Origin of the sequence: Octadecabacter algicola, from assembly GCF_021532625.1 — a bacterium.
GTDB classification, from domain to species: Bacteria; Pseudomonadota; Alphaproteobacteria; order Rhodobacterales; family Rhodobacteraceae; genus Octadecabacter; species Octadecabacter algicola.
Window position 1 is genome coordinate 240,505 of sequence record NZ_JAKGAR010000004.1, and the last position, 20,725, is coordinate 261,229.

Below are 20,725 nucleotides of genomic sequence, written 5' to 3' on the forward strand. Positions count from 1 at the left end.
GCGTTAGCCCGTCCCTGTCGACCCGAACCCGCTGGCCCCGCGATCTGTTTCGTCTAAATCCGCAATCACAAAACTGGCCTGCACCACCGGCGCAATAACCAGTTGTGCAATCCTCATACCATGAGTGATCTCAAACGGTTCCGATCCGCCATTTTGCACGATGACCCCCAGAGGACCACGGTAATCACTGTCAATCGTACCGGGGCTGTTCGGCAAAGTAATCCCGTGCTTTAACGCAAGCCCAGATCGAGGCCGAACCTGCATTTCAAACCCGTCTGGTATTGCAACACGCAGCCCAGTCGGGATCAGGGTCCGCTCACCCGCGCCCAACCTAACAGCTTGACTATTATCAAAATTCGCCCGTACGTCGGCCCCTGCCGCGCCCGCGGTCGCATAAGCAGGCAGGCCTAGGCTCTGATCCGCGCCCTGTAGCCATTCAAACCGGATTGCGACCATCAGCTCAAAGCCTCGGCAATCTTTTCCGCCAGCTTTTGGGACACTTGATCCTTCCCCATACGTGGCCAATCTTCGGCTCCGTCTGCGGTGATCAATGTCACGTCGTTTTCGGACCCTCCCATGATACCCGTCGCAGGGGACACGTCATTGGCTACGATCCAATCGCACCCCTTCCGCTTACGCTTGGCGGTCGCGTTCTCGATCACATTCTGTGTCTCGGCGGCAAAACCGACGACCAATTTCGGACGCGTCGAGGAAGCACAAACCTTTGCCAGAATGTCAGGATTTTCCGCAAACTCCAGCACCGGCAACCCGTTGCCGTCTTTCTTGATTTTCTCGTCCGACGCGCTGGCCACACGCCAATCCGCAACAGCAGCGGCAAATATTCCCGCATCAACGTCTTTCGCGCTTTCTACGGCGGCCAGCATCTCAGCCGCCGTTTCAACCGCAACCAAATCAACGCCCATCGGCGCAGGTACATCCGCAGGCCCGCTCACAAACGTCACCCGCGCACCAAGCCCCAAAAGGGCCTGTGCAATCGCGGCACCTTGCGCCCCGGACGAGCGGTTTGCGATGTAGCGAACAGGGTCAATCGGTTCATGGGTCGGGCCAGACGTCACCAAAATGTGCTTGCCCTTAAGTGGGCCATCATTCACCGCCGCCTCAATCGCACCCACGATCTCCATAGGCTCAGCCATGCGACCGAAACCAAATTCACCACAGGCCATATCGCCCTCATTAGGGCCGGACGTCAAAATACCATCTTCCAGCAATGTCGCCAAATTGCGCTGCGTCGCAGGATGATCCCACATCCGAACATTCATTGACGGTGCAATCAGAACACGCTTATCCGTCGCCATCAGTAGCGTCGATGCAAGATCATTGGCCAATCCAGCAGCCATCTTGCCCATCAAGTCCGCCGTCGCGGGCGCCACAACCACCAGATCGGCGGCGCGGCTCAATTCGATATGGCCCATCTCGGCCTCATCATTAAGGTCAAACAAATGCTGATAGACCTTCTCACCGGCCAATGCCGACACGCTGAGTGGCGTAACAAATTCTGTCGCAGCCTTTGTCAAAACAGGCGTCACCGTGTGACCGCGTTCTCGAAGACGGCGGATCAAATCCAACGACTTAAACGCCGCGATACCACCGCCAATGATAAGCAAAATTTTCTTGCTGTGAGTGTCAGCCATATGCCTGCCCTTCAATTAACGGTCAAAGATTAGGCTCTGGGTCTCAAAAGAACCAGCAGAAACGAAGGGTTAGCAGTGCGACTTTCGACAGTTGCCCAACCGGACGACACTTTGCTTTTTCGCGCATTCTGGTTAGCTGTGATCAAAGCCGCGACCGAATGAAAGCCTTGCCCGTGCCCTTACCCGATATCACATTTGTCTTAGGAGGAGCCGCGTCCGGCAAGTCATCCTTTGCTGAAAGCCTTTGTTTTCAGTCGAGTAAGCCGAAAACCTACATCGCGACGGCACAGGCCTTTGATGATGAGATGCGGGATAAAATCGAGACCCACCGTGTCCAACGGGGCGAAAACTGGTTAACAGTCGAGGCGCCCCTCGATCTCGTGGCAGCGTTATCCAAACGCGCGGCAGATGAAATCGTGCTTCTTGACTGTGCTACCCTCTGGCTGTCGAACGTTCTCTTGGCGGATCAAGACCTCGATGCTGCTATGACCGCGTTGATGGAGGCCCTCACTGCTTGCCCCGCACAAATTGTCGTAGTCTCAAACGAAGTCGGCTCCGGCATCGTGCCTGACAATGCGCTCGCACGAAAGTTTCGAAACGCTCAAGGACGGCTTAACCAACAACTTGCTGCACAGGCTGGTCTGGTCGTGCAGGTGATTGTCGGATTGCCACAGGTTCTTAAGGGAACATTGCCGTGACAGTCATCTATTGGGTCCGTCACGCGCCAACCCATGCCCGCAGTTTTGTTGGGCACCGCGATATCCCTGCCGACCTGAGCGATACCGCCCAAGTTGCGCGCCTGTCTGCCGCCCTACCAAGTAATGCTTTGCTTGTGTCTTCGGACCTTAGCCGTTCAATCGATACGGCAACAGCAATCGAAAACGGTCGCACTCGACTTCCCCATCGCGCCGGGCTGCGCGAATTCGATTTCGGCGATTGGGACGGAATGCACTTTAGCGAAGTTGCCGAAAACTGGCCTGACCTATCGCGGGCCTATTGGGAAACCCCCGGTGACGTCGCTCCGCCGAATGGTGAAAGCTGGAACGCTGCGGCAGACCGTGTCACCCAAGACATACACTCCGTTATTGCCGAGCACCCGCGCCGCGACATCATAGCGGTCGCCCATTTCGGGGCAATTTTGTCCCAAGTACAACGCGCTGCCGGCATCTCACCCTTTCGCGCTCTGTCCCACCGGATCGACAACTATTCGATAACCGAAATACAGATGCGCCCGACCGCTGGCGTTGCCCGCATCAATCACGTTCCGTGACGCCAAAGCACACAAATAGCAATTTGATCGGCCATTTCAAACCTGACAGACTGCCACCATGACCTATAACCTTTTGATCGGACAACGTTTATATTCAAGCTGGTCGCTGCGCGGTTGGCTTCCATTTGCGGTCCACGATATTCCTGTCACCGTGCACGACACGTTACTTTACGGTGATGCCTTCTATGATGATGTCGCAAAATTCGGCGGCAACCGGACCGTTCCAACGGTCAAGACCCCGGAAGGTGGCATCTGGGCAGATAGTCTATCCATCTGTTGGGGTTTGGCAGATGCTTTCCCTGACCGCGGTCTTTTGCCAACTGATCCAATTGCACGCGCGCAAGCGCAAAGTTTGATCGCAGAAATGCACAGCGGGTTTACGGCCCTACGCGGAGATTGCCCGATGAACCTTGCCACGGGGTGGCTTGGTTTCGTACCCAGCGAGGCTGTTAAAACGGACCTTTCGCGGATCGATGCGGTCTGGAGTTCGGCACTCGACGCATCCAACGGTCCATTTCTATTTGGCGAGTACGGACTCGTGGATGCCTTTTTTGCCCCTGTTGCGATCCGCATCGCCGGCTATGATCTCCCTGTCTCGGAAACTGCCAAGACCTACGTTACGGCCCAACTGTACCACCCTGCTATGCAGCAATGGCGCAAGGATGGCCTTATGTTGGATACCGAGCTGTCTCAATACGATATGGCACTGGAACGCTGCCCTTTTCCGATGCCCTAATTCGCGACGTTAACCATTCTTAAACGCCTCACCTGTCAAACCGTTAACCAAGGTTAAGGAGACGGCAAACATGGTGGCACGTGCGTATACGGTCGCGTTCGAAGGCGTGGATGCGCGGCTGGTCGAAGTGCAATGCGCCACCTCTCCAGGAATGCCGGCATTTTCGATTGTCGGCCTGCCCGACAAAGCCGTAAGCGAGGCCCGCGACCGTGTGCGAGCAGCCCTTTCGGCCCTCTCCATCGCCCTGCCGAGCAAGAAAATCACAATCAATCTGTCGCCTGCCGACCTGCCCAAAGAAGGGTCTCATTTCGATCTACCGATCGCTCTGGCATTGCTGGCCGCTTTAGACGTCATTCCCCACGATAAAGTATCCGAAACTGTCGCCTTGGGTGAGCTATCGCTCGACGGAACATTGGTCCCTGTATTAGGGGCGTTGCCCGCCGCAATGACCGCCGCAACCGAAGGCAAAGCTCTGTTTTGCCCCCGCATTTGTGGTCCGGAAGCCGCATGGGTTGATGCCGCAGCCGTCTACGCCCCGCGTTCCTTGGCCGAAGCATTGCGACACTTCACAGGACAATCCCCCCTCCCCCCAGCCGAACCGGGGGAAGTCTTGCCCGACACAGGCCCGCGAAATTTCGCAGATGTTAAGGGGCAAGAAAAAGCCAAACGCGCCTTGGAAATCGCGGCGACAGGACGCCATCATGTTTTGATGGTCGGCACACCGGGGTCAGGGAAATCCATGCTGGCTGCACGGCTGTCCAGCATTCTGCCGCCCCTAAGCCCTGCCGAGGCATTGGAAACCTCAATGGTGCATTCATTGGCTGGGTTGTTAAGCGAAGGCGGCATCAACCGCGCGCGTCCCTTTCGCGAACCTCATCATACGGCCTCGATGGCGGCGATCGTCGGCGGTGGGCGCGGCGCTAAGCCGGGGGAAATCTCGTTGGCGCACAACGGCGTGTTGTTTATGGATGAGTTCCCCGAATACCCACGCGCTGTTCTTGAGACCCTGCGCCAACCCATCGAGTCCGGAGAAGTCGTCGTCGCGCGCGCGAATGCCCACGTTAGATACCCTTGCCGCTTTATGCTGATCGCTGCCGCAAACCCTTGTAAATGCGGGTATTTGCCGGACCCTAACCGCGCCTGCGCCCGTGTTCCGGTTTGCGGTGAAGAATACATGTCGCGCATTTCCGGCCCGCTGATGGACCGTTTTGACCTTCGAATTGAAGTACCGCCTGTCGCCTTGTCCGACCTCGACCTCGCTCAAACAGGCGACCGGTCTGAGGTGATAGCCGCCCGCGTGTCCGCCGGCCGCGCTGTGCAAACCAGACGATTTGAAGGGACTTCCATGCGGGTGAATGCCGACCTTGAAGGCAGCGCATTAGAGGAGGTCGCAACACCTGACGCCGAAGGTAAAGAGCTGCTGTTGAAAGTCGCCGACCGGTTTGGCCTTAGCGCACGCGGCTATCATCGCGTGCTACGCGTGGCCCGAACAATTGCTGATCTGGATGGCGCGGCGGACGTGCGAAAACATCATGTTGCCGAAGCCGTGGGCTATCGCTTGGCGCTTTCAAAAGAAGTCTGAATGAACGCCGCCGCCTTACGCATTGCGGCATTGGCTTCGGGGAGTCGTCCACCAAATATCTGCCAGACATGAGGCACATCCGGCAAGACATCCAATGTGGCCCCTGTCAGTTCGGCGAGCCTCTCGGAATCGCTCAATAAAACTTCATCTGCACCCACTTGAATAAGAACGGGGGGCGGGTTTGTGTAATCGGCAAACACTGGACTTGCTCGGACATCACGGGCGTCTGAGCCGTTTAGATAAAGTTCGACCACTTCACGCATGCGGCTCACTGGCACCAATGGGTCTGCTTTGGCATTCGTGGTGATCGTATCGCCCGACAGCGTCAGATCGCCCCAAGGCGAGAACGCGACGACTCCAGCTGGCCGTTGCTCGCGCGTTAAAAGTCGTGCCAACAAACCAAATAACAGATTGCCACCCGCACTATCCCCCGCGATGACGATCTGATGCGGGCGCCACCCTTGCTTTATCAAATGATCCCACGCCGCCAGAACCGCATCTGGTGCTGCTGGGAAAGTCGCTTCCTGTAGCTTTGGGTAGTCCGCCAAATACACCACCACCCCCGTCCGCTTCGCCAAACGCCCAGCAAGCGCGACGTAACTGCGCCGCGATCCGGTCATAAAAGCACCGCCATGGAGGTAAAGAATGGCGCGATCTGGTGCGGGTTCGCCGACTGTTACCCGCAAGCACGGACCGATGTCCTGAGAAACCAACCCCTTAGGCTTACTAAACAAAAAAGGCGCAGCGCGTTCAAAATCGCGGTTCGCCCGTTCCGGCGTTCCAGTTCGGCGCAGCTTCGGTTTAACCAGCCACCGCATCCCGAACTTCAGTACGCGCAGCCGCCATGACGGGGTCATGGGAGTTTAGCCTCAATCGCCTCCCAGATCTTTTCAGCGATATTCACGCCGTCAAACCGTTCAAGTTCTTGAATGCCAGTTGGCGAGGTAACGTTGATCTCGGTCAGGTAGTCACCGATTACGTCGATCCCCACAAAAACTTGACCCTTTTCGCGCAACAACGGCCCGATCCGCGCGCAGATTTCAAGATCACGCTCTGTCAGTCCGACTTTTTCGGGGCGTCCACCAACATGCATGTTGGATCGCGTCTCACCTTTGGCAGGAACACGATTGATCGCACCAACCGGTTCCCCATCAACAAGGATCACACGCTTGTCGCCCGCACTTACGTCAGGCAAGAACTTCTGCATGATCAAAGGTTCGCGGTTGATACCGCTAAATAGCTCATGGAGGGACGCGAGGTTGCTGTCCTGTGCAGTCAACTTGAAAACACCCGCGCCGCCATTCCCGTATAGCGGCTTTAGGATCACCTCTTCGTGGCGTGAACGAAAGGCTTTGAGCGTATCAAGGTCGCGCGCAATCGCTGTTGGCGGGGTCAAATCAGGAAAATCCAACACAAGTAGTTTTTCCGGATAGTTGCGGACCCAAAACGGATCATTCACCACCAAAGTATCAGGGTGAACACGATCAAGGATATGCGTGGTGGTAATATAGCCCATGTCAAATGGTGGGTCTTGGCGCAGCCATACTACATCAAGTTCGGACAAGTCCTGTTCGCGCATCTCACCGACGTCAAAATGATTGCCTACCTCACGGCGTACGACCAAGTCTTGCCCACGCGCCATGACGCGGCCTTCTTGATAACTTAGCTGATCAGGCGTGTAGTAAAATAAGGAATGCCCACGAGCTTGGGCTTCTTCTGCCAAACGAAACGAGCTGTCCGCATTGATATCGATCGCATCGATCGGATCCATCTGGAAGGCAATTTTGAGGGGGTGCATAAGGCGTTCTCCGTAAAGTTACCCTAACACATGAACGTCGCCTTTCGGAATCGCAATGGGATCATGCATCCATGAACGCATTTTCGATCACATCTACCTGACCCTGCCCATCAACCAACGCCACATCAAAGCGTACTTCGGTCAATTGCCCGCGCGGTTGCGTTGCAAGAAATTCGGACCCCGCTCCAAAAATCCGGTCCATTTGGCGCCGTGTTAAACGTGCCGCGGCCTGTGCGTGACTGCGGCTTTTCTTAACTTCGATAAAGATAATGCCGTCACCGTCCTGCGCGACCAAATCAATTTCGCCAGCAGATCCACGCCAACGTCTTGCCAAGACTGAATATCCTGCACGCGTATATCGTTTTGCAACAATATCTTCGGCAGCGAGGCCAGCATGATAGGATGTCGCGCCGCGTTCTTGGTTTGCCCGCATTATCTTTCGTCATCCTTCATTGACAATGCCAACTGATAGACATCGCGCCGCGCCATGCCAGTTGCCCCAGCGACAGCTGTGGCCGCATCTTTGATTCTCATCGTCTTCAGTGCTGTCTTTAGGGCCTCTGCCACGTCATCTTCGCTCAGTTGCGTAGCACCACCGCGTTCAATCAAGACGACAACTTCACCCTTCAGATTGCGGCCTTCAAGTTCGCCGATCAGTTCTTCCGCTGACCCGCGCAACACTTCCTCAAACTTTTTCGTCAACTCCCGACAGATCACCACCTGCCGATCGCCCCCTAGTGTTTGAACCAAATCACCTAATAAACCACTAACGCGGCGCGGTGATTCATAAAGCACTAGCGTTGCCTGCACATCGCGCAGGCCTTCCAATGCGGTGCAACGGGCTGTGGTCGTGCTTGGTAAAAATCCTACAAAATAGAAGGCATCGCTTGGGAGGCCCGATACAGTAAGCGCCGTCAAAACAGCAGATGCACCTGGTGCAGCAGTCAGCGGTAGCTCGGCTTCGCGGAATGCAGCCGTCAGTTTATAACCTGGATCGGCAACCAATGGCGTACCGGCCTCTGAAACATAAGCAACCGATTTACCGTCCTTCACGGCCCCCATGATCCGGTCACGGACCTTTTGATCAGAGTGATCATGATAGGCCACCATTGGCCGATCACCGATGCTAATCCCGTGAATTTCCATCAACTTACGCGCTGTCCGCGTGTCCTCTGCGGCGATAACGTCAGCGCTGGCGAGGATATCCAAAGTGCGCAAAGTGACGTCCCGCGCATTGCCGATCGGAACTGCACACAGGTAAAGACCTGCCGACAGGGGAATAATGCGATGATTCATACCTAGACCCTCCGCGAGAGGGCTTTATGATGCGCCCCAAGATGTCGCAGGACACACCTGCAACCAGAAAGAAGTGAGATAATCCATGTTTGCCCGTTTGCCCAGCCTACCCACACCTTTGCGCCTCATGGATCCCCGCAAAATTGCTGCTCGAATCTTTGCGCTGACCTCACTGGCGTTTTTGGCGGCGTGTGATCTGGCACTCCCGGGTGCTGGCGGCAACTCCGGTCAGCAAATCGATCCAAGCGCCCCTGTTCAGGTCGCACTTCTGGTGCCCGGAGGCACTGGCTCCGCTGAGGCCAGCGCAATTGCGGCCAGCCTCGAGAATGCAGCCCGCATGGCGATTGCTGACCTCAACGGTGTGGAGATTGACCTGCGCGTCTACAACACCGCACGCGACCCGGGCCAAGCCAGTCAAATGGCCGCTGCTGCTGTCGCGGATGGTGCGAAAATCATCCTCGGCCCGCTTGATGCAACCAGCGCCAACGCTGTTGGCGTCACCGTAAGCCCTGCCAACGTGAATGTTTTGGCATTTTCTAACAACCCGGCAATCGCGGGCGGCAACGTCTTTGTCTTGGGCAACACATTCGGCAACATCTCTGACCGTTTGGTCAGCTACGCCGGAAGCCAAGGCATGAACCGTTTCATGATCGTCCATCAGGATGATCTGGCCGGTGCCGTTGGCCGCGACGCGATTGCCACTTCAATCAATAGCGCTGGGGCCAACTTGGTCGCTGTCGAATCCTACCCATTCAGCCAAGAAGGCATCTTTGCCCGTGCGCCATCCATTGCGGCTGCGGCCAACAGCAACGGCACACAAGCTATTTTCGTCACCGACAACGTTGCGGGTGGCTTGCCAATCCTTGCGACGTCACTTGACGATCAAGGTCTGACACCAACATCCACGCCGTTGGTCGGCATCACACGCTGGGACGCGGCACCACAGAGCGCAACGCTTCCGGGCTTGCAGGGTGGTCTTTTTGCAATGGCAGACGCGGGCCGCGAAGCTGCCTTCCGCAACCGCTATGAGAGCACATACGGCGCAGCCCCGCACCCACTGGCGAGCATCGCATATGATGGCATTGCAGCCATCGGTGCGCTGGCTGCGACTGGTGACCGCGATGCTTTGACTGTTGGCTCCCTCACACGTTCGTCCGGTTTTGCGGGTGCGACTGGCGCATTCCGCCTGCGTCCTGATGGCAGCAACCAGCGTGCGTTGGCTGTGGCGCGCATCCTGAACAATCAAGTGTCTATCGTTGATCCCGCCCCATTGGCATTCGGCCGTGGTGGATCTTGATTTAACAGTCGCCGTTGGACACGACACTGCGGCGCCTGACGACCTTATTTGCCCTGCTATCGAAATTCTTGACCGTGCGACCCTGCATCGCGACCTTGTCGCTGCACTTGATGCGGCAGGTTCCGAAGGCGCGCAGAAACGGGCCGCCATTGTTCCGATCCTGAAAGACGCCCTCGCGACCGGCCAAAAAACCATCGCGGATGCGTTCGCTAAGTCACCCTTTGCCGCGGGCCCTACGACGCGGGCCTACGCGTGGTTGACAGATTGCATCGTCATCGAAGTGTTCACCCTCGCCAAATCACACCTGCACCCCAACCCCATCCCAACCGACGGCGAACGCTTGGCGTTGATTGCAGTTGGTGGGTCCGGCCGTGGCGAAATGGCCCCGCATTCTGACGTCGACCTGCTGTTTCTTGCCCCCTACAAACTGACACCATGGGCCGAAAGCTTAATCGAAAGCATGCTCTACGTGCTTTGGGATTTGCGCCTGAAAGTTGGCCACGCAAGCCGCACAGTCAAGGACTGCCTCCGCCTCGCACGTGAGGATTACACCATCCGCACCAGCCTCGTCGAAGAACGGTATTTGACCGGCGATGAGGACTTGGCCCAAGAATTGACCGAGAGACTGCGCAACGAGCTGTTCTCTCAAACCATCCCTGATTTCATCGAAGCAAAACTCGAAGAACGCGAAGAACGGCACCGCAAGCAAGGCGGCCAGCGTTACATGGTCGAACCCAATGTCAAAGAAGGCAAAGGCGGGTTGCGCGACCTGCAGTCGCTGTATTGGATCGGCAAATACATCTACGGCGTCAAGAACGCCTCCGAACTGGTTGAGCACAAGGTCTTTACTCAAGACGAGTATGAAGAATTTAAAGCCGCCCATGAATTTTTGTGGGCCGTTCGCTGCCATTTGCATTTGATCACGGGTCGCGCCGCCGACCAGCTGACGTTTGACATGCAAGTCGAGGTGGCCGAACGCATGGGATACACCGACAAAGGTGGACGCCGCGCGGTGGAACATTTCATGCAAGACTTCTTTCGACACGCGACCAACGTTGGCGATTTGACCCGCATCTTCCTAACCGCACAAGAAGCCGCCCACTTAAAGGCCGAGCCGATGCTGCAGCGCCTGTTTGGTCGCAGCAAAAAAGCCAAGGCGCCATATGCGATCAAACAGAACCGTCTGACTGTCGAGAAACCCGACGTCTTTCTGGAAGATCCCCTCAACCTGTTGCGGATCTTTGAAGAAGCTTTGCGCACGGGGACGTTGATTCATCCGGATGCCATGCGTCTGATCAAATCAAACCTGCATTTGATTGACGACACAATGCGCAACAACAAAGAAGCGCGGCGCATTTTTCTTGATTTGATGTTGAAACACGGCAACCCCGAACGGGCGCTGCGTCGCATGAACGAACTTGGCGTACTCGGGGCGTTTATCCCAGAGTTCGAAGCCATCGTCGCGATGATGCAGTTCAACATGTATCACCACTACACAGTGGACGAGCATACGATTCAGGTCATCAGCCATTTAGCGCAGATCGAACGCGCTGAGCTCGACGACGAACTGCCGGTATCGGCGTCCATCATCAAAGACGGCATCAACCGCAAAGTTCTTTATGTAGCGTTACTGCTGCATGACATCGGCAAAGGCCGTGATGAGGATCACTCGATCCTTGGAGCAAAGATTGTCCGCAAGGTTGCCCCACGACTTGGGCTGTCCAAGAAGGAATGCGAAACCGTTGAATGGTTGGTGCGGTATCACTTGCTGATGTCAGACATGGCACAGAAACGCGACATCGCTGATCCGCGCACAGTGCGTGATTTTGCTAAGGCGGTTAAGACTGTTGAGCGGCTTGATCTGCTATGCGTTCTGACGGTGTGTGACATTCGTGGCGTTGGCCCGAACACATGGAACAACTGGAAAGCCGTTCTGATACGGGCGCTTTATCGCCAGACCCGTTATGCGTTGGAAAACGGCATGGAAGCGCTAAATCGCGAAGAGCGTGGCACCGAGGCCCGCAAAAACCTGCGCGCCGCCTTGCTTGAACAAGACGGATCCGATTGGGATGACAAATCCATCCGCAAAGAGATTGCACGCCACTACCCGCCCTATTGGCAGGGTTTGCACGTAACAGCCCATATCGATTTCGCGGAACTGCTGCGCGGGATTGGCAACGACGAGGTTCGTATCGACCTCACGCCGGATGACGACCGAGATGCGACGCGTGTATGTTTCGCAATGGCCGATCACCCGGGTATCTTTAGCCGTATGTGTGGCGCGTTGTCTCTTGTTGGGGCGAACGTGGTGGATGCACGGACATTCACGTCCAAAGACGGCTTTGCGACCGCTGCGTTCTGGGTTCAGGACAGCGATGGCCACCCTTATGAGGAATCCCGTCTGCCGCGGCTGCGCACCATGATCGAAAAAACTCTGCACGGGGATGTCATCGCCGGCACGGCCTTGGCGGACAAAGACAAGTTCAAGAAGCGCGAGAAAGCGTTCCGCGTGCAAACCTCGATCACCTTCGACAACGACGGGTCCGAGATTTACACCATCATCGAAGTCGACACTCGTGATCGCCCCGGTCTGTTGTTTGATCTGACCCGCACGCTCGCATCGGCAAACATTTATATCGCAAGCGCGGTTATCGCGACCTATGGCGAACAGGTGGTGGATACCTTCTATGTTAAGGACATGTTCGGACTAAAATTCAACGCCGAGCACAAACAACAGGCCTTGGAGCGCCGCCTCCGTGAGGCCATTGATCAGGGGACGAAACGGGCACGTGCCTAACTGCACAAGTTCTCCATAGAGTTCAGGGGGCCTTTTCATTAGAAGGACGGCAACAAGAATGAACCGAGCAGTGACCCCGTGAAACCTATTCGATTGATATCCGGCTTTTTGACTGTTGGCGTCTGGACGTTGCTTAGCCGTGTTTTAGGCTTTGTACGTGACATCCTGATTGCGGGGTTCTTGGGCGCTGGTCCCGTCGCAGAAGCATTCCTGATCGCCTTTGCGCTGCCCAATATGTTCCGCCGTTTCTTTGCCGAAGGCGCGTTCAACATGGCCTTTGTGCCTATGTTTTCAAAGAAGCTGGAAAAGGGTGAAGATGCTGCCAGTTTTGCACGAGACGCTTTTGCGGGACTTGCAACGATCCTGATCGTATTGACGGTATTGGCCCATATTTTCATGCCTTATCTGGTTTTGATGATGGCCAGCGGGTTTGCGGCCGATGAACGTCTTGAAGTCGCTGTTTATCTGGGCCGGATTACTTTTGTTTACATCTTGTTCATCTCCCTTGCGGCTCTCACATCGGGTGTTCTGAACGCATCGGGTCGTTTTGCAGCGGCCGCAGCGGCCCCTGTTTTGCTGAACATTATCCTCATCATTGCGGTCTGGATCGGCAGTGCGGGCTGCAAATGCCTTCCCAACCAAGAACAATTCTGGATCGGGGTTCACCTTGCGTGGGGTGTCGCGATTGCTGGTGTCGCGCAATTGGCGCTGGTCTGGTGGTCAGCGCATCGCGCTGGGTTTACGCTAACACCGCGCTTGCCCCGCCTGACACCCGAAATCAAACAGCTGGCGATCATCGCGGCCCCTGCGATGCTTGCGGGCGGCGTGGTGCAGATCAACTTGCTGGTCGGCCGCCAAGTGGCGAGTTTTTATGACGGCGCAATCGCGTGGCTGTCCTATGCGGACCGTCTGTATCAACTGCCTCTGGGCGTGGTGGCGATTGCGCTGGGCGTTGTGCTATTGCCGGACCTCAGCCGTCGCCTTGCCGCTGGCGACGAGGCCGGAGGGCGCGATGCCTTTAACCGTGCATCAGAATTGGCGCTAGCCTTAACGATCCCTGCTGCCGTCGCATTGATCGCCATCCCGCTGCCGCTGGTAAGCGTGCTGTTTGAACGGGGCGCTTTTGACAGTGACGATGCGGCCGCCACTGCCCTTGCGGTTTCAGTCTATGGCGTCGGTTTGCCTGCTTTTGTCCTTCAGAAATCTTTGCAGCCTTTGTTCTTCGCACGCGAAGACACCAAGCGCCCGTTCTATTTCGCTGCGGTTGCGATGGTTGTGAATGCAGTCGTAGCGATCGGGCTGTCGTTTTATATCGGGTTTATCGCGGCAGCGGTCGCCACCACTTTGGCCGGTTGGGTCATGGTGTGGCTGTTATGGCGTGGCAGCCGCAATATGGGTGACGCGGCGCGGTTTGATCGTCGTTTCAAGACTCGCATTTGGCGGATCGTCCTTGCGTCTGCTTTGATGGGCGGTGTGTTGCTCCTGGCCGTTCTCATTGTCGGACCCGCATTGGGTATGCCAGGTGTGCGCTATGCGGCTCTCGCGTTTGTGGTGGTGCTTGGCATCGTAAGCTATTTTGGGTTCGGCCAACTTCTAGGGGCGTTCCGCTTGGCAGAGTTCAAAGCCGCGATGCGGCGGGGCTAGACGCCCGCCCACAGCAGTTCAATCCGCAATCCACCAGGTTCGGCGAACATCATATGTTTGCGCGGGCCTGCGCCCATGGGTTCAGGCATGAATTCCACAACGACATCAGGGTGGGCCGCCAAAGTCGCGGCAAGCGTCGTCAGCGTATTTTGGTCCGCCACTTCTAAGGCGAGGTGATGCAGCCCAAGTGCGGACTTTCGATCAAACGGAACCGGATCATCAATTTGCACCTGCCAAAGGGTCAATCGTAAGTTGCCATCCGTCACGGTAGTGCGCGGATAGCTTTCATCGCGGGCGGTTACATCCCACCCTAGAACATCCGCAAAAAAGTCCGTGGTCGCGTTAAGGTCGCGCACGGTCAGGCCGAGGTGATTTAGTCCGGTCGTGAATGCCATCTCAGTTACCTTTTTCGCATACGATTAACGAAGGCCCGCCAGCCACCCGGAGCAAGAACCGGGGCCACGAAAAGCCCCACGATAAAGCCTGCGACTTCAGCGATCCATGTTGGTGATGATCCGAAGATCATGGAATAGACCAGCAAGAGTCCTAGAAGAACGGCGATCAGCTGGAAGGCCTTTAGTTGGTTTTCGCCCATCTGCCCAAGGGTCAGCCACATCAAGTAGGTATAGGCACCGATCAGGCCATAGGCGCCCGGATAGGCACCGATAAGTTGTGTGTTTTCCCAAGCCAAGACCCCGTAGGCCGCCGCGCCAAAGATGGTGCTGACAAAAAACAGGATCAGGAAAGCGATGGGGCGGAAAATTTCACCCACAAATTTGCCCAGCGCCAAAAGCAAAACGCAAGCCCACAGCGCGTGGGTAAAGCCGCCATGCACAAACGGGTAGGTCACGAACCGCTTGAAATAATCAAACGACCCGCGTCCACGTTCAAAGATTTGCGTCATCAAGTCCGGATAGAATTGCAACTCACCAAAGACGGCAGCGCGCCAACCCACACCTTGGGCGCCGCCGACCAGACCGTTTGCAGCAGCGGTCAGTGTCAGTTCGACACCCGCGATTACCAAGACCAACAGCAATGGAACCCACGGCACCGAGTTGAACGGGTTTTCTTCGCGGTACCCGGTTTCTGAGTGGTCTGTGTCGTGCATCTGGTCGCTCACTCCGGTTGACGATGTTCTGGGGCATGGGTAAGCGAGGGGGACTGATAAATCTAGGCTTAGGATCGATCCATGACCGATAGCACATTCACCCCGCGCGTCTTTTCCGGCATCAAACCGTCTGGCGGTTTGACGCTTGGCAACTATTTGGGCGCGATCAAACGTTGGGTCGATATGCAGGACGGCGAGACCGAGACGATTTATTGCGCCGTTGATCTGCATGCGATCACTGTTTGGCAGGACCCTACTGGCCTAAAGGCAGGCACGCGCGAAATCGCGGCCGGTATGTTGGCCAGTGGCATCGACCCTGAAAAGTCTATTCTGTTCAATCAATCCCAAGTGCCAGAACACACGCAGCTTGCGTGGATATTCAACTGCGTCGCCCGTCTGGGCTGGATGAACCGGATGACCCAGTTCAAGGACAAGGCCGGTAAGAACGCTGAGAAAGCATCGCTTGGCTTGTATGCGTACCCATCACTCATGGCGGCCGACATTCTTTTGTATCATGCGACCCATGTGCCTGTTGGTGAAGACCAAAAGCAGCATGTTGAGTTGACGCGCGACATCGCCAACAAGTTCAACAACGATTTCGGCGTTGATTTCTTTCCGGTCACTGAACCCGTGATTGAAGGTCCCGGAACACGCGTGATGAACCTGCGTGATGGTACCAAGAAGATGTCCAAGTCCGGCGAAAGCGATATGGAACGCATCAACATGCTGGACGATGCCGACACCATCGCCAAAAAGTTCAAAAAGGCAAAGACGGACCCTGACGGTATTCCTGAAACGCTGGACGGGTTGAACGGACGCCCTGAGGCGAAGAACCTTGTCGATATCTATTCAGGTCTGGCGGACATGACAGCCGAGGCCGTTGTTGCCGAATACGCTGGCGCGGGTTGGGGTAAGTTCAAACCAGCATTGGCGGAGCTGGCTGTCGCAAAGCTGGCCCCGATTTCGGACGAAATGAAACGCCTGATGGATGATCCAGCCGAGATTGATCGCAAGCTAGCGCGCGGAGCAGAACGTGCGCGCGAGATCGCGACACCTATTCTAGAAAAGACCTATGATATTGTTGGCCTGCTCCGCTAAAGGATTGATACGACTTAGCCCTGCTTCAAAGTAGCTGTGCATATCTGCAGAGTTTCTGCGCGGAAACGGGACTACTGTTAACCTGCACACGCAACTAGCTTGGATGGTGAAAGGACTTCACCATGACCATTCCTGTACCAGACCAAACCCCGCTTGTCGGACACATCCACTTGAAGGTTGCTGACCTTGAACGTTCGATCGCGTTCTATGCGGGGTTGTTGGGGTTTGAGGTTACGCAGCGCTATGGCGACGGGGCTGCGTTTCTTGGCGCGGGCGGCTATCACCACCATATCGGGCTGAACACATGGGAAAGTGCGGGGGCTATGCCTCCGCCCGCTGGGCATACCGGCCTGTACCACAGCGCATTTCTTTACCCGTCCCGCGCGCGCCTTGGCCAAGCCATTGCCCGCATCATGGACGCCGGCGTTCCTTTAGAAGGTGCTGCTGACCACGGAGTAAGCGAAGCTGTCTATCTCCGTGATCCCGATGGAAATGGTGTTGAACTTTATGTAGATCGTGACGCCGCCGATTACCCCCGCGGTGAAGACGGCACACTCGCCATGAAAAACAGCCGTTTGGATGTGGCGGCGTTGATCGCCGAGGGAAAGACCGCAAGCGTGCTGTCATGAAACTGTTTCAGAATCGCCCCAAAGATTGATCTGTGCGGTGCAGCTTGGTCCACCTGACCTAACTTCACTGCCGCCCTGCCCCTCAGGGTTCCCATGGCGGCACGTCCCTGCCGACATCTATGTCTTCGCCCGATCCGTCCCCAGCGGTTCGGGCGTTTTCGTTGAGAAGTGTTGGACCACGCTTGGCGCAGTGGTAGGTAATGCCATCAATGTGAGGGCAAAATGGCGACGATCATACATCTTGGATCAACGGTTCGTTTCGCAAAGACACGAGGTGATGTGTGATCCTCCGCGCGTTGGCCCTTTTACACCTTGGGCTACTTCTTTTGCCATTTGGTCTGACGCTGGCCTGTGTTGTTTGGCTGGTTAAGCAATCTCCTTTTGCCGCTCCGCTGATGGATCGCACTTCAGAACAGATTGAGGCCCGCCTGACCCGCGCGATGGCACGTGATGTGGACCTAGCGTGGCTTTTGCCTCGGGTGCAGGATGCAATAATCCAAAAAGATCTTATCCAAATGGATATGCTGGTCGGGTTGGCCAACGACCACGGCGTCGTTCTGCCGCGAACAATGGTCGAGGACATGATCGAGATTGACGCCGAAACTCACGGCCTATTCGCACGCAGTGTGCGTTGCGGGTCATGCGCGGTTAATGTGGCGAACTGTGATAGCTTGGCGCAAATCGGGGCCTGTGCCTTGCCGTTTGAACTGACCCCAGCAGGAGATGTGAATGCTTTGCGCCGCGCGGGACTGGACTACGTGGCCGGTGATGCCATTGATCGGCTCGATGTCGGGTTGGCAGTTGTGGGCCTTGGCGCGACAGGGGCGGTGATTGCTACTGGTGGTACCAGTTATACCGTTAAGGCTGGCACATCAGTTTTACGCATGGCGCGGCGGTTGGGCACATTGAGCCCCGAATTAACCACGCGGCTGACCGGATTAATCGGCGATGCAGTATATTGGGACCGGATGGGTGATTTGGCAGCGTTACGCATGAGCCCTGCGGATATGGTGAATAACGTCAAACTAGGTGAGTTGACCGAAATCGGTGGATCACTGCGCCGTGTCGCCGATTATACGTCCGTCGCTGAGACCGTTTCACTGGTCCGGCACGTCGATAACGCACAAGAGGCGGCGCAGCTGGCACGCGTCACGGACGCATTAGGGCCCAAGACACGCGGCGCGTTCGAGGTTTTGGGCAAAACCCGCGTCCTACGGGCAACTGCCCGGCTTAGCGATCTGGCGATCGGCGCAGGAGTGGCAATCTATGCTTTGGTGATGCAGATCTTGGTATTTGGCGCGCAACAATGTGGCAATATTTGCCTGCGAGGTATCGGAAGGGCGGCTGGCGGACGGCGCGCCTAAGTCACATAGAGATTGCGCCAAGACCCATCGTCCTGCAAAGTTAGCTGACTTTAGGGAGACTCACATGCGCAAGTTCCTCGTGATCTTAGATGACAGCCGTGAATGTTTGAACGCGATGCGGTTTGCCGCGATGCGTGCAGCCAATACCGGCGGCGGTGTGGAAGTGTTGTCGATCATTCCACCAGATGAGTTCAACCACTGGATTGGCGTCGGCGAAGTAATGCGTGCAGAAACACGCGAACGCATTGAGGTTCATTTCGAAGTCTTCGCCAAATGGATGCGTGACAAACAAGGCGTCGACCCTGAATTGGTCATCCGCGAAGGCGTTCCCGTAAAAGAGATCATGGCGCAGATCGCCGAAGACCCCGATGTCGGCGTTTTGGTGCTTGGGGCTGCAACTGGCAAGAAAGGTCCTGGACCCTTGATCTCTGCTTTGACGAAACAGGCGGGCGAATTACCGATCCCGATGACAATCGTCCCCGGCGAGATGTCAAAAGAGCGGCTTCAGGCGATCACCTAGTCCGCGACTCGGCCTTGTTTACAGATCAACCTAACATCTCGAAGCCGTTTTCGGCCCGTTTCTCGGGGCCTATTCACCTAAATTTCGGTTAGATTTCTCACCGCAGCGCGAGATGTGTGAAATATTTTCACCTCACGTTTTTGCGTTACCCCAGTCACCGTGAACGTTTGAAAGAAACAACTGTGCATTCCCGCACAGTCGCCTCAGGCGCTCTGTGCGCCTACGGCCTTTTGGCCCCTATTGCGGTCATTTTCGGGATTACAAGGGGTGTGACACCACACGAAATGCTCAGTTTTTCGTGAACGGCAGCGGGGTTTTCGAGCGCCGTTTTTGGCCCCAGTTTCATCTCATCGAAACGCAGAACAACACTGCAACGACAGAAATCAAACCGCCGAACGTACAACATATACGAACGGCAAATCACTCAGCCCAAACGGGCACAGAAAGGAAACACCATGTTCAAATCCGTACCCCTCGCTCTCGCAGCAATCGCAGCTTCCGCAACTATCGCTTCCGCTGACGTCTCTTACCTGTCCAACTTTGCTGAAGAGCAGACAAACGACAAAATCGTTGAGCTCGGCACAGTGCGCTCTGCCGGTGACGGTGTTGTCGAAATCTACTCCTACAACGCTGGCCAAATCGGCGACCTGTTGGGTACACAAGCGGTACACGAAGGTGCAAACGCTAACGTTGACGTCAACATCACAAGCACTCGCACCGACGCTATCGCCCTTCTGAAAGTGAACGGCCAAGTCGTCGACAGCCAAGAAATCGACTTCAACTAAGACGTCCCTCGGTCGGCCCTAGCTCTGCCCCCCTTGAACGGGGCCGACCACCCTAACCTCATATCGACCAAACCCATAAACCCAAATCCGCCCTAACTGGGCACTCGAAAGGAAACACCATGTTCAAATCCGTACCCCTCGCTCTCGCAGCAATCGCAGCTTCCGCAACTATCGCTTCCGCTGACGTCTCTTACCTGTCCAACTTTGCTGAAGAGCAGACAAACGACAAAATCGTTGAGCTCGGCACAGTGCGCTCTGCCGGTGACGGTGTTGTCGAAATCTACTCCTACAACGCTGGCCAAATCGGCGACCTGTTGGGTACACAAGCGGTACACGAAGGTGCAAACGCTAACGTTGACGTCAACATCACAAGCACTCGCACCGACGCTATCGCCCTTCTGAAAGTGAACGGCCAAGTCGTCGACAGCCAAGAAATCGACTTCAACTAAGACGACCTTCCTCCCTGTCTCTCCCCGCTGCGGGCCGTCCACTAAGGGCGGCCCGTTCGCGTTTTAGAACCATTCCAAACCTTGACACTATGTGGACACAGGCGCATATATAAATCCTGACAAAAAAGGTTTATTCCGATGTTTATCCAGACAGAAACCACACCGAACCCAGCAACATTGAAATTCTTGCCCGGACAAACTGTGCTTGAAATGGGGACCGCTGATTTTCCAAGCGCCGACGCAGCAGGCAAGAGCCCGCTGGCCGCGCGTGTGTTTGCGGTTGAAGGCGTGACGGGCGTGTTCTTCGGCACGGATTTCGTGACCGTCACGAAAGCGGAAACTGTGGAATGGGATCACATCAAGCCTGCAATTCTTGGCGCTATCATGGAGCACTATCAGTCCGGTGCCGCGGTGATTGAAGGCGAACAAGAGGCGTCCGGCCACGCAGAGCACACTGGTGAAGATGGTGAGATCGTCAACCAGATTAAGGAATTGCTGGATACGCGCGTTCGCCCAGCAGTTGCACAAGATGGCGGTGACATCACGTTCCACGGCTTTGATCGCGGTGTAGTCTACCTGCATATGCAGGGCGCTTGTGCTGGCTGCCCGAGTTCTACATTGACGTTGAAAATGGGTATCGAAAACCTGCTGCGCCACTATATCCCAGAAGTGGTCGAAGTTCGGCCCGTCGCGGCGTAAT

22 protein-coding genes are annotated in these 20,725 nt (G+C 56.0%); 14 read left to right on the forward strand and 8 right to left on the reverse strand.

Features of this window, described 5'->3' with window-relative positions; all coding sequences use genetic code 11:
* Positions 1-3: 3 nt before the first annotated feature.
* Together dut and coaBC are read right to left on the reverse strand one after the other, a co-directional pair.
* On the reverse strand, positions 4-456 hold the full coding sequence (gene dut, locus L0666_RS16270) for a dUTP diphosphatase (protein ID WP_235262444.1): 453 nt from the start codon (positions 454-456) through the stop codon (positions 4-6).
* Positions 456-1,652: a bifunctional phosphopantothenoylcysteine decarboxylase/phosphopantothenate--cysteine ligase CoaBC gene (coaBC, locus tag L0666_RS16275; RefSeq protein ID WP_235262445.1), complete on the reverse strand. Its 1,197-nt coding sequence runs from the start codon at positions 1,650-1,652 to the stop codon at positions 456-458. Before coaBC ends, dut begins: the two co-directional genes overlap by 1 nt.
* 158 nt (positions 1,653-1,810) lie before the next feature.
* Here coaBC and cobU point away from each other — a divergent pair, with 158 nt between their 5' ends.
* From cobU to L0666_RS16295, 4 genes are all read left to right on the forward strand, one after another.
* A complete protein-coding gene (gene cobU, locus L0666_RS16280; RefSeq protein WP_235262446.1) occupies positions 1,811-2,350 on the forward strand; it encodes a bifunctional adenosylcobinamide kinase/adenosylcobinamide-phosphate guanylyltransferase in 540 nt (179 codons plus the stop codon).
* Positions 2,347-2,922 (forward strand): histidine phosphatase family protein, encoded by a 576-nt coding sequence (locus L0666_RS16285; protein WP_235262447.1) that lies wholly within the window; start codon positions 2,347-2,349, stop codon positions 2,920-2,922. Before cobU ends, L0666_RS16285 begins: the two co-directional genes overlap by 4 nt.
* A 58-nt stretch (positions 2,923-2,980) precedes the next feature.
* Entirely contained in the window at positions 2,981-3,658 is a 678-nt protein-coding gene (locus L0666_RS16290; protein ID WP_235262448.1) for a glutathione S-transferase, read from the forward strand.
* 70 nt (positions 3,659-3,728) lie between these two features.
* The gene (locus tag L0666_RS16295; RefSeq protein WP_235262449.1) at positions 3,729-5,240 is read left to right on the forward strand and encodes a YifB family Mg chelatase-like AAA ATPase; all 1,512 of its coding nucleotides are present in this window, start codon (positions 3,729-3,731) and stop codon (positions 5,238-5,240) included.
* Here L0666_RS16295 and L0666_RS16300 read toward each other — a convergent pair.
* From L0666_RS16300 to rsmI, 4 genes are all read right to left on the reverse strand, one after another.
* A complete protein-coding gene (locus tag L0666_RS16300) occupies positions 5,210-6,097 on the reverse strand; it encodes an alpha/beta hydrolase fold domain-containing protein (RefSeq protein ID WP_235262450.1) in 888 nt (295 codons plus the stop codon). The genes L0666_RS16295 and L0666_RS16300 overlap by 31 nt on opposite strands.
* Complete coding sequence (gshB, locus tag L0666_RS16305; protein ID WP_235262451.1) at positions 6,094-7,038, reverse strand: glutathione synthase; 945 nt, start codon at positions 7,036-7,038, stop codon at positions 6,094-6,096. Before gshB ends, L0666_RS16300 begins: the two co-directional genes overlap by 4 nt.
* A 61-nt stretch (positions 7,039-7,099) precedes the next feature.
* Positions 7,100-7,471, reverse strand: a complete 372-nt coding sequence (locus L0666_RS16310) for a YraN family protein (protein ID WP_235262452.1) — start codon at positions 7,469-7,471, stop codon at positions 7,100-7,102.
* Complete coding sequence (gene rsmI / locus L0666_RS16315; protein WP_235262453.1) at positions 7,471-8,334, reverse strand: 16S rRNA (cytidine(1402)-2'-O)-methyltransferase; 864 nt, start codon at positions 8,332-8,334, stop codon at positions 7,471-7,473. Before rsmI ends, L0666_RS16310 begins: the two co-directional genes overlap by 1 nt.
* An 85-nt stretch (positions 8,335-8,419) precedes the next feature.
* Between rsmI and L0666_RS16320 the strand changes: the two genes are divergently transcribed.
* The 3 genes from L0666_RS16320 (at position 8,420) to murJ (ending at position 14,072) form a co-directional block, all read left to right on the forward strand.
* Positions 8,420-9,631 (forward strand): penicillin-binding protein activator, encoded by a 1,212-nt coding sequence (locus L0666_RS16320; RefSeq protein ID WP_418888000.1) that lies wholly within the window; start codon positions 8,420-8,422, stop codon positions 9,629-9,631.
* Positions 9,621-12,428 (forward strand): [protein-PII] uridylyltransferase, encoded by a 2,808-nt coding sequence (locus L0666_RS16325; protein ID WP_235262455.1) that lies wholly within the window; start codon positions 9,621-9,623, stop codon positions 12,426-12,428. The genes L0666_RS16320 and L0666_RS16325 overlap by 11 nt, the downstream gene beginning before the upstream one ends.
* A gap of 78 nt (positions 12,429-12,506) precedes the next feature.
* Positions 12,507-14,072, forward strand: coding sequence for a murein biosynthesis integral membrane protein MurJ (murJ, locus tag L0666_RS16330; RefSeq protein WP_235262456.1), 1,566 nt, complete (start codon positions 12,507-12,509; stop codon positions 14,070-14,072).
* Here the strand turns inward: murJ and L0666_RS16335 are convergent.
* Both L0666_RS16335 and L0666_RS16340 read right to left on the reverse strand, forming a co-directional pair.
* Complete coding sequence (locus L0666_RS16335) at positions 14,069-14,467, reverse strand: VOC family protein (protein ID WP_235262457.1); 399 nt, start codon at positions 14,465-14,467, stop codon at positions 14,069-14,071. The genes murJ and L0666_RS16335 overlap by 4 nt on opposite strands.
* A 5-nt stretch (positions 14,468-14,472) precedes the next feature.
* Entirely contained in the window at positions 14,473-15,180 is a 708-nt protein-coding gene (locus tag L0666_RS16340) for a rhomboid family intramembrane serine protease (protein WP_235262458.1), read from the reverse strand.
* 81 nt (positions 15,181-15,261) lie between these two features.
* Between L0666_RS16340 and trpS the strand changes: the two genes are divergently transcribed.
* The 7 genes from trpS (at position 15,262) to L0666_RS16375 (ending at position 20,724) form a co-directional block, all read left to right on the forward strand.
* Positions 15,262-16,278 carry a tryptophan--tRNA ligase gene (gene trpS, locus L0666_RS16345; RefSeq protein WP_235262459.1) on the forward strand — a complete coding sequence of 339 codons (1,017 nt, stop codon included), beginning with the start codon at positions 15,262-15,264 and terminating at the stop codon, positions 16,276-16,278.
* A gap of 122 nt (positions 16,279-16,400) precedes the next feature.
* Positions 16,401-16,907 carry a VOC family protein gene (locus L0666_RS16350; protein WP_235262460.1) on the forward strand — a complete coding sequence of 169 codons (507 nt, stop codon included), beginning with the start codon at positions 16,401-16,403 and terminating at the stop codon, positions 16,905-16,907.
* A gap of 281 nt (positions 16,908-17,188) precedes the next feature.
* A complete protein-coding gene (locus L0666_RS16355; protein WP_235262461.1) occupies positions 17,189-18,271 on the forward strand; it encodes a hypothetical protein in 1,083 nt (360 codons plus the stop codon).
* Positions 18,272-18,335: 64 nt separating this feature from the next.
* Positions 18,336-18,791 (forward strand): universal stress protein, encoded by a 456-nt coding sequence (locus L0666_RS16360; RefSeq protein WP_235262462.1) that lies wholly within the window; start codon positions 18,336-18,338, stop codon positions 18,789-18,791.
* 455 nt (positions 18,792-19,246) lie between these two features.
* The gene (locus L0666_RS16365; RefSeq protein ID WP_235262463.1) at positions 19,247-19,576 is read left to right on the forward strand and encodes a hypothetical protein; all 330 of its coding nucleotides are present in this window, start codon (positions 19,247-19,249) and stop codon (positions 19,574-19,576) included.
* Between the two features lie 119 nt (positions 19,577-19,695).
* The gene (locus L0666_RS16370) at positions 19,696-20,025 is read left to right on the forward strand and encodes a hypothetical protein (protein WP_235262463.1); all 330 of its coding nucleotides are present in this window, start codon (positions 19,696-19,698) and stop codon (positions 20,023-20,025) included.
* Between the two features lie 138 nt (positions 20,026-20,163).
* A complete protein-coding gene (locus tag L0666_RS16375; protein ID WP_235262464.1) occupies positions 20,164-20,724 on the forward strand; it encodes a NifU family protein in 561 nt (186 codons plus the stop codon).
* The last annotated feature ends 1 nt before the right edge of the window (position 20,725 follow it).